The following is a 13,159-nucleotide window of genomic DNA, read 5'->3' as shown; positions in this document are numbered from 1 at the left end:
CGCCCACCCTACGGGTCTGATCAAGCAGTGCAGTACTGTTAAAAGCCGCGTTACGCCGCGGCCAGCTCCAGCTCCAGCTCCAGCGCATACGCTTCGAGCATATCCACGATCGCCTCCGCCGGCACCGGCTTGCTGAACAAATACCCCTGCATCTCGTCGCAATCGTGCTCGCGCAGGAAAGCGCGCTGCTGCTCGGTTTCGACGCCTTCGGCGATCACGCGCAAGTTGAGCTTGTGGCCGAGCGAGATCACCGCCATGGCGATGGCCTGGTCGTCCGGGTTGTCGGCCAGTTCGCTGACAAACGATTTGTCGATCTTCAGGCGGCTGATCGGGAAGGTCTTCAGGGACGACAGGCTCGAGTAGCCGGTGCCGAAGTCGTCGATCGAAAGCGACACGCCCATGGCCTCCAGCTCGCGCATCTTCGCGACCGATTTCTGCAGGTCGCGCATGATCAGGCTTTCCGTCACTTCCAGTTCCAGCAGTTCCGGCGCCAGGCGCGTGTCGCGCAGGGCGCAGGCGACGCGCTCGACCAGGCGCGCTTCCCCGAACTGGCGCGCCGACACGTTCACCGACATCGTCACCGGAGGCAGGCCGGCATCGACCCAGGCGCGCGCCTGGCGGCAGGCTTCGCGCACCACCCAGTCGCCGATCTCGACGATCAGGCCGCTTTCCTCGGCCAGGCCGATGAAGCGCTGCGGCGCGATCATGCCGTGCTCCGGATGCTGCCAGCGGATCAGCGCTTCCACGCCGAACACGCGCCCGGTGCGCAGGTCGACCTTCGGCTGGTACAGCAGGCGGAAACCGTTATCGAGCGCGCCATCGCTGGTTGCCTGCACCGCCTGGCGCAGGCCGTCGAGCAGCACCAGTTTTTCCTCGACGCTGGCATTCATCTCGCGCGCATAGAACTGGACGTTGTTGCTGCCCAGGTCCTTGGCGCGGTACATCGCGGCGTCGGCGTTCATCAACAGGGCATTGGCGTCGATCCCGTCGCGCGGGTACATCACCACCCCCATGCTGCAGCTGACCTGGACCGACTGGCCGGCCACCTGGACTGGTTCCGTGACGGCGACCCGGATCTTCTCGAGCAGCGGCGCCAGCGCCTGCGGATCGCGGCCCTGGTCGGGCAGCAGGATCACGAATTCGTCGCCGCCGAAGCGCGCCAGCGTGTCGCTGCGGCGCAGGCAGGCGCCGATGCGCTTGCTGACGACTTTCAGCAGTTCGTCGCCGGCCTTGTGGCCCAGGCCATCGTTGACCAGCTTGAAACCATCGAGGTCGACGAAGGCCAGGGCGACGGCATCGCCATGGCGCTCGGCATTGTGGATCGCCTGCTCGATGCGGTCGTGCATCAGGTTACGGTTCGGCAGGCCGGTCAGCTCGTCGTGGTGCGCCATGTGGAAGATGCGCGCTTCGACCTGCTTGCGCTCGCTGATGTCGCGCACGATCACGACCACGCCGTCCTCGACCGCGACCACCTGGCGGTGCAGCCAGCGGCCGGTCGACAGGCGCGAGCTGCTCTGCCATTCGCCTTCGCGCGGCTGGCCGTCCAGCGCGACGAGGGCAACGTCGTCGAAAATTCCGTTCCCGCGAAAGTGCGGCAGCATGTCGCACAGGAGCATGCCTTCCATCTGCGCGCGCGGCAGGCCGACCAGGCCTTCGGCGCGCGAATTGGTCGTCTCCACGACGAAGTCGAGCACCGCGCCGCCGGGGCCGTGCACGGTGCGCAGCACGAAGAAGGCGTCCAGGCTGCCTTCGGAGGCGGCGGCATAGGTTTCCTGCGCGCGCCGCGCCCGGCGCCGCACCCGCGCCAGCTGCCAGGCCCAGAGCGCGATCACGCCCACCACCAGCAGCAGCAGCGCACTGGCGCTGGCGGCGGCCAGCAGGTAGTTGCGGCGCTTCTGCTCGAAGGGCGCGAATTGCTCCTGCTGGGACAGGCCGACCACGATTGCCAGCGGGAAGCCGTGCACGCGCTGCACGCTGGTGTAGCGCTGCACGCCGTCCGGGCCCTTGTGCAGGCTGACGGCGCCGCTGGCCGTGCCCAGTTCGATGCGCTGGCCCCAGGTCACGCGCTCGCCGACGCGCAGCGCGCGCATCTGGCCGTCGAGGCCGGCCAGGCCCAGCATGCCCTGTTCGCCGTCGCGCGAGCGTTCGTAGGCGCTGGTGAAATAGGACGGGTCGGCTTCGACGATGGCGACGCCCGCGAAAGCGCCGGCGGCATCGTTGATGCGGCGCGTGAAGTGCAGGTGCGGTTCGGCTTTCGCGCTGTCGCCCACGGTCGCGCCCACAAAAGGCAGGCCGAGGTTGTTGTTGCGGTGGTAGAGGAAATAGGTGGTGCCGGAGACGTCGTGCGTATCGCCGTCCGGATTGCTGGCGACGACGCGTCCCTCGTGGTCGGTCACCGCCACCACGAACACCAGGCCGGGCGGCAGCAGGCCCTGTTCGCGCAGCGCGGAAATCGCGCCCGCAGCGCCGTTCAGTTCGACCGCGTACTTGAGTACCTTCAGGGTCTGGTCGATGCCGTTCAGGCTGCGCGCCATCTGCGCTTCATAGGTCTCGACCCGTTCGAGCGTGGCCGCGTGAACCGCCTGCGCGGCGGCGGCACGGTCGGCGTCGATCACGCGCAGCGTCAGGATCCACAGGCCGATAACCAGCAGGGCCGCGAACAGGGGCAGCGAAATGTGGGTGTCGAGGCCGCGCCCGAGCCAGCGCGCCAGCGTCGAGCGCTGCGCCTGCATGCGGGGAGTTGGGGGGCGTGAAAACATGGGTGTCCTTTCAGCGCACCAGCAATACCTGGCGCACGCTCGGGTCGAGCGCCTCGCGCTCGATGTAGCCGACCAGCTCCGGATCGTCGGCCACCGCCTTGCGCACCGCGGCGCTGCCGGCCAGCTCGCGCGGGGGCTGGCCGCGGCCGGTGAACACCATCTTCGACCAGTAGGCCTTCAACAGGGCGGGCGTCTTGCCGGCCACGCGGGCGTAGAACTGGTCGCGTTCGGACGAGCCGACCGGCTGGTCGAGCGCGGTGGCGAGCGCCCCGTTCGGAAAACGCGGCGACTGGCCCAGGAAAATCGCGGCCACCTGTTCCGTGCGCAAGGACTCGACCTGGCTGCGCGCCGAGACGACCACAACGAGTTCGCCGCCCTGCGCCAGGTTGGCGCAGCATGCGAAGAGCAGGGCTGCCAGCAGCCTGATTGGTTGACGTGTCATGCCGGCCCTCAGAAGACGAAGTCGAGGGCGGCGCTGGTCACCTGCGCCGTGCGCCCGGACTGGTAGTCGGGGACCGAATTGATGAACATGCCTCGCGAGCCGTTTCGCGTCGTGACACGCTCGTGCTGGAGTTTCAGCGCAAGGTTCGAGGCGACATCCCAGCGCAGGCCGGCGCTGATGGTCGATTGCGACGGCACCGCGCGCATCATCGCCGCCAGCGCCGTATTCAGGCCGGCGCCGGCTACCGCGTAGGCCGGCGGCAGGCCGCCCAGTTCCAGCCGCGTCGGCCCGTCCGGCAAGCGGCCCCGGACCCGGGCATAGCCAAGGTAGGGCGTGAAATTATTCTGGCGCCAGCCGCTGCTGAGGTAGGCCGAGCGGGTGCCGCCGAGGTAGCCGTCGACCTTGCTGTAGCCGGCTTCGCCGATGGCGAACCAGCGGCCCGGATCGTAGTTCAGGCCGATGCTCATGGCCGAGGCACGTTTGTCCTCGACCTTCAGGCGGCGGGTGAGGTCGCGGCCCTGGGCGCCGAAGCTGTCGATGGCGCTGAACAGTTCCGGAAACAGGCTTACCGACAGGCGCGCCGTGATGAGCGAGGCGCGTGCGCTCAATGCCCCGCGCTCGACCGTATGCGAAAACCCGGCAATACCGTGCCCGCGCAGGCGTGCGCCGTCGAAAAGCGGCATGTCGGTGCGGCCGTACAGCAGCTGGGTGGTGCTGCGCATGGCTTCGCCATTCCAGCGCCAGCTGAGGTCGACCCCGTCGCTGTTACCAAGAGGCAGGACGCGGTACACCTCGATCGGCGTGCGGATCCACGGATAGGCGTAGCCGACCTTGCGGTAGTCGGCGGCGATGAACATGGGGAGGGCGATGCGCCCGAAGCGCAGGGCCAGTTCCGGCGTCACCTGGTATTTGAGGTTGGCCCATTCCACGCGCGGCTGGTAACTGTAGTCGAGGCGCTGCTCGGACACGACCTGCACCACCGCCGACCAGCGGGCGTCAAACCGAAAGTCGAGCTGGCCGCCGAGGCGGCTGTCGACGTGGCGGCTCCAGCCGGCGCTGCGTCCGGCGCCGTCACCCTTCATGACCGAGGCGACGAAATCGGCCTGGCGCTCATTCGAGTGGACTGCGCCCACGGTGCCGAAGCCCGACAGTTTCCAGTCTGGGGCCGTTTGCGCGCAGGCAGGGCTCCCCAGGGAAATCAGGACGGCGCCCGTGCAGGCGGGCAGGGACAGGGCAGTGGATGGGAAAAACATGGATCGCTTTCGTTCGGGTCCGGCGACTGTAGCGGACCACCCCGGGTCAAGTCGATATATTTACGCATGGAAACGATTTGACCCGGCGCAAGCGTTGTTACATGGCAACGAAAATTGCATTGCCCGCAAGGAAACGACGGCTCAGATTTTCTGCAGCTGGCGGTCGATGGCCTGGCGTGCGCGCTCGCTGCGTTCGCTGTAGCGGTCGGTGAGGTAATCGGTGCTTCCACGCGTCAGGAGGGTGAATTTCACCAGTTCCTCCATCACGTCCACCACGCGGTCGTAGTAGGCGGACGAGCGCATGCGGCCTTCCTCGTCGAACTCCTTGTAGGCCATCGGCACCGAGGACTGGTTCGGGATCGTAAACATGCGCATCCAGCGGCCCAGCAAACGCAGCGTGTTCACCACATTGAACGATTGCGAGCCGCCGCATACCTGCATCACCGCCAGCGTCCGGCCCTGGCTCGGGCGCAGCGCGCCTTGCTCGAGCGGGATCCAGTCGATCTGGTTCTTCATGACGGCCGTCACCGCGCCGTGGCGCTCGGGACTGCACCAGACCTGGCCTTCGGACCACAGCGACAAGGCGCGCAGTTCGACGACTTTCGGGTGCGTTTCAGGTACGCTGCCCGCCATCGGCAAGTCCATCGGATCGAAGATGCGCACCTCGGCCCCGAAGTGCTCGAGGATGCGCGCCGCCTCGAACACAAGAAAGCGGCTGAACGAGCGCTCGCGCAGGGAGCCATACAGCAGCAGGATGCGCGGCGGATGCGTCAGCTCACCCTGGGGCGCGAGCTTGGCCATGTCGGGCAGGTCGAGCAGGTGTTCCTGGATATTCGGCAGGTCGGAAAGAGGCATCAGGTACTCGCTTGGTTAGGGGAAGTGGATTGGGCGGTGTTGGCAAAGTCGCCCGGCGCGACCGTGCCGCCCACGGTTGCCGCCGGCGGCGGCGCCGGATACAGCCAGCAGAAGACCAGGGTCGCCACCATGGCGCCGGCCAGCTGGGCCAGGATGAATCCAGGCGCGTCCACCGGCCTGATGCCGGCGAAGGTATCGCTGGCGCTGCGCGCCAGGGTCACGGCCGGGTTGGCAAACGAGGTCGAGGCGGTGAACCAGTAGGCCGCCGTGATATAGGCCGCCACGGCAAACGGCGTGCTGGCGGGCCGGCTGCGCGAGCAGCCGATGATGACGCCAACCAGGCCGAAGGTCGCGACGAATTCGCTCCACCACTGCGAGGGCCCGGTACGCGCATGGGTTGAAGCGAAAAACAGCGCTTGATCGAACATGCCGTGCGCCGCGGCCACGCCGGCAAACGCGCCTGCCACCTGCACTGCGATATAGGGCACTACCTCGCGCGCCGGCACATTTTTCTGCCAGGCCTCGGAGAGGGTCACCGCCGGGTTGAAGTGCGCACCCGAGATGGTGCCGAACATCAGGATCAGGGCCACCAGGCCGGCCCCGGTTGCAATGGTGTTGGCCAGCAGGGCGATGGCCACGTTGCCGCCGGCGAGGCGCTCGGCCATGATGCCCGAACCAACCACCACCGCCAGCAGCAGCGCAGTCCCAAGTCCTTCGGCCACCAGGCGCCGTGCCAGCGTCATGGCTGGACGCCGCGAATAATTAAAGCGTTCATGTGCTTCTCCGGCTCAGGCTTGCAGGCTGCCTATGCGGTCCAGCTCGGCCTTCAGGCGCGCCCGGTCCTGCTGCAACTCGGCCAGGGGCAGGGAGAAGAAGGCTTCGATGCGCTTGCGCAGCGTGCGGTAGGCATGCATGAAGGCGGCATCGATCTCCGCGTCGGTGCCAGTCGCGTGGGCCGGATCTTCCACGCCCCAGTGGGCGCGCAGCACCGGGCCCAGGTAAGCCGGACATTCCTCGCCGGCGGCATTGCCGCAGACGCTGATGACGATGTCCGGCGTCACCGGCAAGTCATCCCAGGATTTGCTGTGATAGCCCTCGGTACTGATCCCTTCGCGCTCGAGCAGGGCCAGGGAGCGTGGATGCACGTAACCCGCGGGCTTGCTGCCGGCGCTGAGGGCATGCCAGCCGGCCGGGGCCAGGTGATTGAAGGTCGCTTCGCCCAGGATGGAGCGGCAGGAGTTGCCGGTGCAGAGGATCAGTACGTTCATGAAAATTCCAGTTCAGGTTGAATGCATGCGGTGCCGGCCGGCGCGCACGGAGCGCCGCCGCAGCAGTTGTCGGTCAAAAAGGCCAGCAGGCCGTTCATGGTGTCGAAATTGGCGCTGTAGATGACGAACCGGCCATCCTGCCGCGCCACGACCAGGCCCGCGTGGGCCAGCTCCTTCAGGTGGAAGGAGAGCGAGGAGGGCGCGATGCCCAGTTGCTCGGCGATCTTGCTGGCCGCCAGCCCTTGCGGACCGGTTTGCACCAGCAGGCGGAAGGCGCTCAGGCGCGATTCCTGCGCCAGCGCGGCGAGCGCGGCCAATACGGTTTTCGTGTCCATGAAAGCTCCGGTGTGATGCTGCGATGATGGCACCAGTATATGACAACATTACGACATTTCAAATAATATCGAATTGACCGCCACGATGGCCGGATGCCGGAGTAACAAGTATGATGGCAGTTCGACTTCCTTGACTCGAATCCGATGCGCCGCTGGCTTCTCATCATGCTCCTGCTGATCTATCCGTTCCAGGTCTCCCTGGCCATGGCGGACCAGTGCTGCGTGATGACGTCAATCGGCGTCACCCATCACGGCACCGCCCAGAAGCAGGGCGCGCCCACGGCCGAACCGGTCTTTCTCGACGACGAGGCCGACGCGGCGCTGGCCGATCCCCACTGTCCGGCCTGCGTGTTCGCGCAGGTCTCGGCCGTTTCGTCGCATGTCAATGCGCCGCCTGCCGTGGCCCGTCACACGGCCGCGATTACTTCCCCGATTCCCTTCCTGAGCTCGGTGCCGGCAAGCCGCCCCGAGCGGCCCAACTGGCCTGCTGCCGCTCACTAGCGCGCAGGCCCTTCCCATTGGCGAGCCATCCGGCTCGCGCGGTCCTGCGCGCCTGAACGACATTTTTTTCAGGAGTACAGATGACCATCCAACCCAAGTGGCTGCCGATGCTGGCCGCCGTATCCCTCATGGCCTGGTGCTGCGGCGCCGCCGCCCGGAGCGCGCCCATCGATTTGCCGGCCGCGATCCGGCTCGCCCTCGACCAGCCCTCACTGCGCGCCGCGGCCCACGAAGTGGCGGCAAGCGAAGCTGCCGTCCAGCAGGCGGGCGCGTATCCGAACCCCGAGCTGGACTACCTGCGCGAAGGCCACCAAGCCGGCAACAGGACCACCACGGTCCAGATCAGGCAGCCGATCGAACTCGGCGGCAAGCGGCGGGCGCGGCTTGCCGTGGCCGAAGGCGAAGCCGGCCTGGCCCGCAGCGAACTGGCGGCGCGGCGCCAGGAGATCCGCTCCGAGGTCGTCGCCGGCTTTTATGGCGTGCTGGTCGCCCAGGAGCGGCAAACGCTGGCAGGCGCGCTGGTCGAGCTGGCGCGCCAGGGCGTGGAGGTCGCCGGCAAGCGGGTCGTGGCCGGGAAGATCTCGCCCATCGACGAGACGAAGGCGCGCCTTGCCGCCGTCGACGCGGCGGGCGAACTGAACCAGGCAAATGGTGCGCTCGCCATCGCCAGGACGCAGCTGGCCGCCTTGATCGGCATGCCGGCCGACGCGATGGTGTTGGCCGCCGGCCAGCCCGAGCAGCTTCCCGCAGTCCAGCCGCTGGCGGCGCTGCTGGCCGCAGGCGGCGAATCGGCAGCGGTGAGGCGCGCACGCGGCGTGCTCGCGACGCAGCGTGCGCAGGCCGAGGTCGAACGGGCCGCACGGATTCCCGATGTGACGGTTTCGATCGGCACGCAAAAGGAGGACGGCGCCGGCGCGCGCCAGGGCGTCATCGGCCTGTCCGTGCCGCTGCCGCTGTTCAACCGCAACCAGGGCAGGCTCGGGGCGGCATTGCGCCGAACCGAAAGGGCGCAGGAGGAGCTGGCCGCCGCCGAGCTTGCCGCCGCCGCGGCGCTGGCGAACGCCTGGACCCGCTATGACCTGGCGCGCACGCAGGCCAGCCTGCTGCGCCAGGACGTGCTTCCCAGTGCCGATTCCGCGTATGCGCTGACCCTGAAGGGCTTCGAGTACGGCAAATTCTCCATCCTCGACGTGCTCGACGCCCAGCGCACCCTGGTCCAGTCCCGGTCGCGCCATGCGAACGCGCTGCTCGAGGCCTGGCGCGCCTATGCCGACATCGAACGCCTGGCCGGCGCCGCTCCCATAGCAGAACAAGACAGATCAACCGAACCGGGATCGTACCCATGACCAAGCAACAAAAAATCCTGATCGCGCTGATGTGCGCGGTCGCCGCCGTTCTTGCCGCCCTGATGCTGTGGCGGGCGCCCGGCCAGAGCTCGGGGCAGGGCCACGATGCGCATGCCGATTCGCACGGCCATGACGATCGCCACGAAGACGCCGCCGAGGGAAAAGCCGGGGCCGCCGGGGAGGGAGGCATCGCGATGACCGAGGCGCAAATCAAGGCCAACGGGATCGCCATCGACAGCGCCGGTCCCGCAATGATCCGCGAGCGCCTGCATCTGCCGGCGCAGGTCAAGGTCGACGCCGAGCGCACGGTCGCGCTGGCGCCGCCCGCCGCCGGCATGGTGCAGTCGGTGCCGGTGTCGGCGGGCGCCGCAGTCAGGCAGGGGCAAGCCTTGGTGGTCATCCAGAGTCCCGAGGTGGCGCAGTGGCGCCTTGAGGAGGCCAGTGCGCGCCAGCGGCTGGCGCTGGCCCGGACGACTTATCAGCGCGAAAAAACCCTGTGGGAGCAGCGCATCTCGGCGCGCCAGGACCTCGACGCGGCAGAAGCCGCCTTGAAAGAGGCCGAGTTCGGCGCCCAGGCGGCCAGGCAGCGCCTGGCCGCCTTCGGGATTGCGGGCGGCGGCCCGGTGTCCGGGAGCGTCACCGTGCGCGCGCCCTTTAGCGGCATCGTGCTCGACAAGCCGGTGGTCGCCGGCCAGGCCGTCGACCCGGGCAAAGCGCTGCTCACGATTGCCGACCTGTCGCGGGTCTGGGTCGAAGCGGCCGTGCCCGCGGAGCGCCTGGCACAGGTTGCCACGGGCATGCCGGCCAGGGTCAGCATCAACGCGCAGCCGCAGGAACGCGAGGGCAAGGTCGCTTTTGTCGGCCCGGTGCTGGGCGAGGCGACGCGCATGGCCACGGCCAGGGTGGAGCTCAGCAATCCGGGACTGCGCCTGCGGCCCGGGATGCTGGCAAGCGTCGACCTGCTGGGACAGCAAGCCAGTGTGCCGGTCAGCGTGGCGAGCGAGGCCATCCAGACCATCCACGAGCGCAGCGTGGTCTTCGTGCGCACGGCCGGCGGCTTCCGGCCGGCCGGCGTGACGCTTGGGCGCTCGGACGGAAAACGTACCGAGATCGTCGACGGCCTGGCGGCCGGCGCGCACTACGCGGCGAGCGGCAGTTTCCTGCTCAAGGCAGACCTCGGCAAAGCCGAAGCAGAGCATCACTGAGCGGGCAACCATGTTCCAGAAAATAATCGAACTTTCCATCGCCCGGCGCTGGCTGATCCTCTTTGCCGTCGCCTGCCTCGCGGCCTCGGGACTCTACAGCTATGGGCGCTTGCCGATCGACGCCGTTCCCGACATTACCAATGTCCAGGTGCAGATCAATACGGGCGCCGAAGGCTACTCGCCGCTCGAGGTGGAGCAGCGCATCACCTTCCCGATCGAGACCCTGATGAGCGGCCTGCCCCGGCTCGAGCAGACCCGCTCGCTGTCGAAATACGGCCTGTCGCAGGTGACGGTCGTATTCAAGGACGGCACCGACATCTATTTTGCGCGCCAGCTCGTGAGCGAGCGCCTGCAGGAGGCAAAGGCGAAGCTGCCGGACGGCGTCCAGCCGTCGATGGGGCCGACCGCAACGGGCCTGGGCGAAATCTTCTATTGGACCGTGGAGACGAAGGAGGGCGCGCGCAAGCCTGACGGCAGCCTGTACACCCCGGCCGACCTGCGCGAAATCCAGGACTGGATCGTGGCGCCGCAATTGCGCGGCGTGGCCGGGGTCACCGAGGTCAACACCATTGGCGGCTACCTGAAGGAATACCAGGTGGCGCCCGACCTGGCCAAGCTGTCGGCGCATGGCCTGTCGCTGGCGACCCTGGTCAACGCCATCGACCGCAACAATGCCAATGCAGGCGCCGGCTATATCGAGCGTGGCGGCGAGCAGTTCGTGGTGCGCACGCCCGGCCAGGTCAAGTCGCTCGAAGAGATTCGCAATATTGTCCTCGATGTGGTGGAGGGCGCGCCGGTCCGGGTGCGCGATGTGGCGGACGTGGAGCCCGGCCGCGAGCTGCGCACCGGTGCGGCGACCGAAAACGGGCGCGAAGTGGTGCTCGGCGCCGTCTTCATGCTCATCGGCGAAAACAGCCGCGCCGTGGCGGAAGCCGCGCGCCGCAAGCTCGACGACGTGAACCGCTCGCTGCCCGCGGGCGTGCAGGCGCTGCCGGTGTACGACCGCTCGGTGCTCGTGAACAAGGCGATCGCGACGGTGCGCACGAACCTGCTCGAAGGCGCTTTGCTGGTGATCGCCATCCTGTTCCTGTTTCTTGGCAACCTGCGCGCCGCCGTGATCACCGCCCTGGTCATTCCCTTGAGCATGCTGATGGTGTTTACCGGCATGCTCAACGCCGGCGTCAGCGCCAACCTGATGAGCCTCGGCGCACTCGACTTCGGCATCATCATCGACGGCGCCGTCGTCATCGTCGAGAACTGCATCCGCCGTCTCGGCCTGGCCCAGCGCGCGGCGGGCAGGCTCCTGAGCCGGGAAGAGCGGTTCGCGGAAGTTGCGGCGGCCGCCGCCGAAGCCAGGCGGCCGCTGTTGTTCGGCCAATTGATCATCATGACGGTCTACCTCCCGATCTTTGCGCTGTCCGGCGTGGAGGGCAAGATGTTCCATCCGATGGCGATCACCGTCGTCATGGCACTTGTCGCGGCAATGCTGCTCTCGGTCACCTTCGTGCCGGCGGCGGTGGCGCTGTTCGTAAGCAAGGGCGTGGCGGAGCATGAAAACAAGCTCATGCACAAGGCGCGCGACCTGTACCGGCCGGCGCTTGACTGGACAATGCGCAACCGGTCGGTTGCATTAACCTTCGCGGCGCTCTGCGTGCTGTTGTCCGGCATGCTGGCGACACGGCTGGGCACCGAGTTTGCGCCCAACCTGAACGAAGGCGACCTGGCGGTGCTCACCATGCGTATTCCCGGCACCAGCCTGGCGCAATCGGTGGCGATGCAGCAGCACCTGGAGCGCACCTTGCTCAAGGAGTTTCCCGAGATCGAGCGCATGTTCGCCCGTGTCGGCACCGCCGAGGTGGCAACCGATCCGATGCCGCCGAACGCTGCCGACAGCTACATCATCCTGCGCCCGCAGGCGCAATGGCCGAAGCCGCGCAAGTCGCATGCGCAGCTGGTCGCAGCGATTGCCGAGGCGGCGGGCCGGATTCCCGGGAATAACTACGAGTTCTCGCAGCCGATCCAGCTGCGCTTCAACGAGCTGATCTCGGGCGTGCGCAGCGACATCGCCGTCAAGGTATTCGGCGACGATGCCGGCGCGATGGCGGCAACGGCGCAGCAGGTCGCGCGCGCGATGGGCAAGCTGTCCGGCGCCTCTGAAGTCAAGGTGGAGCAAACCGAGGGACTGCCCGCGCTCACGCTGACGGTGGACCGCATCAAGGCGGCGCGCTATGGCCTCAATGTCGCGGATGTGCAGGAAGCGTTCGGCACCCTGGTGGGCGGGCGCGATGTCGGCATGGTGTTCGAAGGCGACCGGCGCTTTGCCATCACGGTGCGGCTGCCCGAAGGGGCGCGCAACGACGTCGACAGCCTGAGGCAGCTGCCGATTTCGCTCCCGGCGCAGGGAGGACGCGCGGCCAGCATTCCCTTGTCCGAAATTGCCACCTTAAGCTTCGTGCCGGAAGCAAACCAGATCAGCCGCGAGAACGGCAAGCGGCGCGTGGTGGTGACCGCCAACGTCAGGGGGCAAGACCTGGGATCCTTCGTGGCCGAGCTCAAGGCGGCCCTGGTGCAGGTGAAGCTGCCGGCGGGGGTCTGGCTCAGCCTCGGCGGGCAGTTCGAAAACCTGGAGGCGGCAAGCGCGCGCCTGGGCCTGGTGGTGCCGGCGGCGCTGGCGCTCGTGTTCGCGCTGCTGTACCTGATGTTCAACAGCGTCAAGGACGGCTTGCTGGTCTTCAGCGGCATTCCGTTCGCCATGACCGGCGGCGTGCTGGCGCTGTGGCTGCGCGGCTTGCCGCTGTCGCTCTCGGCCTCGGTCGGCTTCATCGCCTTGTCCGGGGTTGCCGTGCTCAACGGCCTGGTGATGATCGCCTTCGTCCGTTCCCTGCGCGAGCAGGGCCATGGGCCCGAGCAGGCCATGCGCGAGGGCGCCCAGGCACGCTTGCGGGCGGTGCTGATGACGGCGCTGGTCGCCTCCCTCGGCTTCCTGCCGATGGCGCTGGCGACGAGTACCGGAGCGGAGGTGCAGCGGCCGCTGGCGACGGTGGTCATCGGCGGGATCCTGTCGTCGACCTTGCTGACGCTGCTGATCTTGCCGGTGCTGTATGTCTGGGCGCATGGCGGCAGGGCAGGGCGCGGGAGGGCGTGATGGTTTGTGGGGCTGTTGCCTGTCCTGTTATCGGTACCTTGAATCCGCGT

At 67.7% G+C, this 13,159-nt stretch carries 11 protein-coding genes; 4 read left to right on the top strand and 7 right to left on the bottom strand.

Features of this window, described 5'->3' with window-relative positions:
- Positions 1-50: 50 nt before the first annotated feature.
- The 7 genes from NMB41_RS16165 to NMB41_RS16135 all read right to left on the bottom strand — a co-directional run bounded on the left by NMB41_RS16165 (position 51) and on the right by NMB41_RS16135 (position 6,912).
- Positions 51-2,759, bottom strand: coding sequence for a bifunctional diguanylate cyclase/phosphodiesterase (locus NMB41_RS16165; RefSeq protein ID WP_494378829.1), 2,709 nt, complete (start codon positions 2,757-2,759; stop codon positions 51-53).
- A 10-nt stretch (positions 2,760-2,769) separates the two neighbouring features.
- Positions 2,770-3,201 carry a phosphate ABC transporter substrate-binding protein gene (locus NMB41_RS16160; protein ID WP_494378828.1) on the bottom strand — a complete coding sequence of 144 codons (432 nt, stop codon included), beginning with the start codon at positions 3,199-3,201 and terminating at the stop codon, positions 2,770-2,772.
- Positions 3,202-3,209: 8 nt separating this feature from the next.
- Entirely contained in the window at positions 3,210-4,454 is a 1,245-nt protein-coding gene (locus tag NMB41_RS16155) for a hypothetical protein (protein ID WP_494378827.1), read from the bottom strand.
- Positions 4,455-4,595: 141 nt separating this feature from the next.
- Positions 4,596-5,309 carry an arsenical resistance protein ArsH gene (arsH, locus tag NMB41_RS16150; RefSeq protein ID WP_494378826.1) on the bottom strand — a complete coding sequence of 238 codons (714 nt, stop codon included), beginning with the start codon at positions 5,307-5,309 and terminating at the stop codon, positions 4,596-4,598.
- Positions 5,309-6,052 (bottom strand): aquaporin, encoded by a 744-nt coding sequence (locus tag NMB41_RS16145; RefSeq protein WP_494378825.1) that lies wholly within the window; start codon positions 6,050-6,052, stop codon positions 5,309-5,311. The genes arsH and NMB41_RS16145 overlap by 1 nt, the downstream gene beginning before the upstream one ends.
- Before the next feature lie 45 nt (positions 6,053-6,097).
- Positions 6,098-6,577: an arsenate reductase ArsC gene (locus tag NMB41_RS16140; RefSeq protein WP_494378824.1), complete on the bottom strand. Its 480-nt coding sequence runs from the start codon at positions 6,575-6,577 to the stop codon at positions 6,098-6,100.
- Complete coding sequence (locus NMB41_RS16135) at positions 6,574-6,912, bottom strand: ArsR/SmtB family transcription factor (RefSeq protein WP_494378823.1); 339 nt, start codon at positions 6,910-6,912, stop codon at positions 6,574-6,576. The genes NMB41_RS16140 and NMB41_RS16135 overlap by 4 nt, the downstream gene beginning before the upstream one ends.
- A 165-nt stretch (positions 6,913-7,077) precedes the next feature.
- On the opposite strand from NMB41_RS16135, the gene NMB41_RS16130 reads away from it, so the two are divergent.
- The 4 genes from NMB41_RS16130 (at position 7,078) to NMB41_RS16115 (ending at position 13,109) form a co-directional block, all read left to right on the top strand.
- Complete coding sequence (locus tag NMB41_RS16130; protein WP_494378822.1) at positions 7,078-7,413, top strand: hypothetical protein; 336 nt, start codon at positions 7,078-7,080, stop codon at positions 7,411-7,413.
- Between the two features lie 80 nt (positions 7,414-7,493).
- Entirely contained in the window at positions 7,494-8,759 is a 1,266-nt protein-coding gene (locus NMB41_RS16125) for a TolC family protein (RefSeq protein WP_494378821.1), read from the top strand.
- Complete coding sequence (locus tag NMB41_RS16120; protein WP_494378820.1) at positions 8,756-9,964, top strand: efflux RND transporter periplasmic adaptor subunit; 1,209 nt, start codon at positions 8,756-8,758, stop codon at positions 9,962-9,964. The genes NMB41_RS16125 and NMB41_RS16120 overlap by 4 nt, the downstream gene beginning before the upstream one ends.
- Before the next feature lie 10 nt (positions 9,965-9,974).
- Positions 9,975-13,109, top strand: coding sequence for an efflux RND transporter permease subunit (locus NMB41_RS16115; protein WP_494378819.1), 3,135 nt, complete (start codon positions 9,975-9,977; stop codon positions 13,107-13,109).
- Positions 13,110-13,159 lie beyond the last annotated feature (50 nt).

The organism is Massilia sp. FBCC-B171 (genome assembly GCF_059134155.1).
This window is presented reverse-complemented; position numbering and strand designations above follow the sequence as displayed.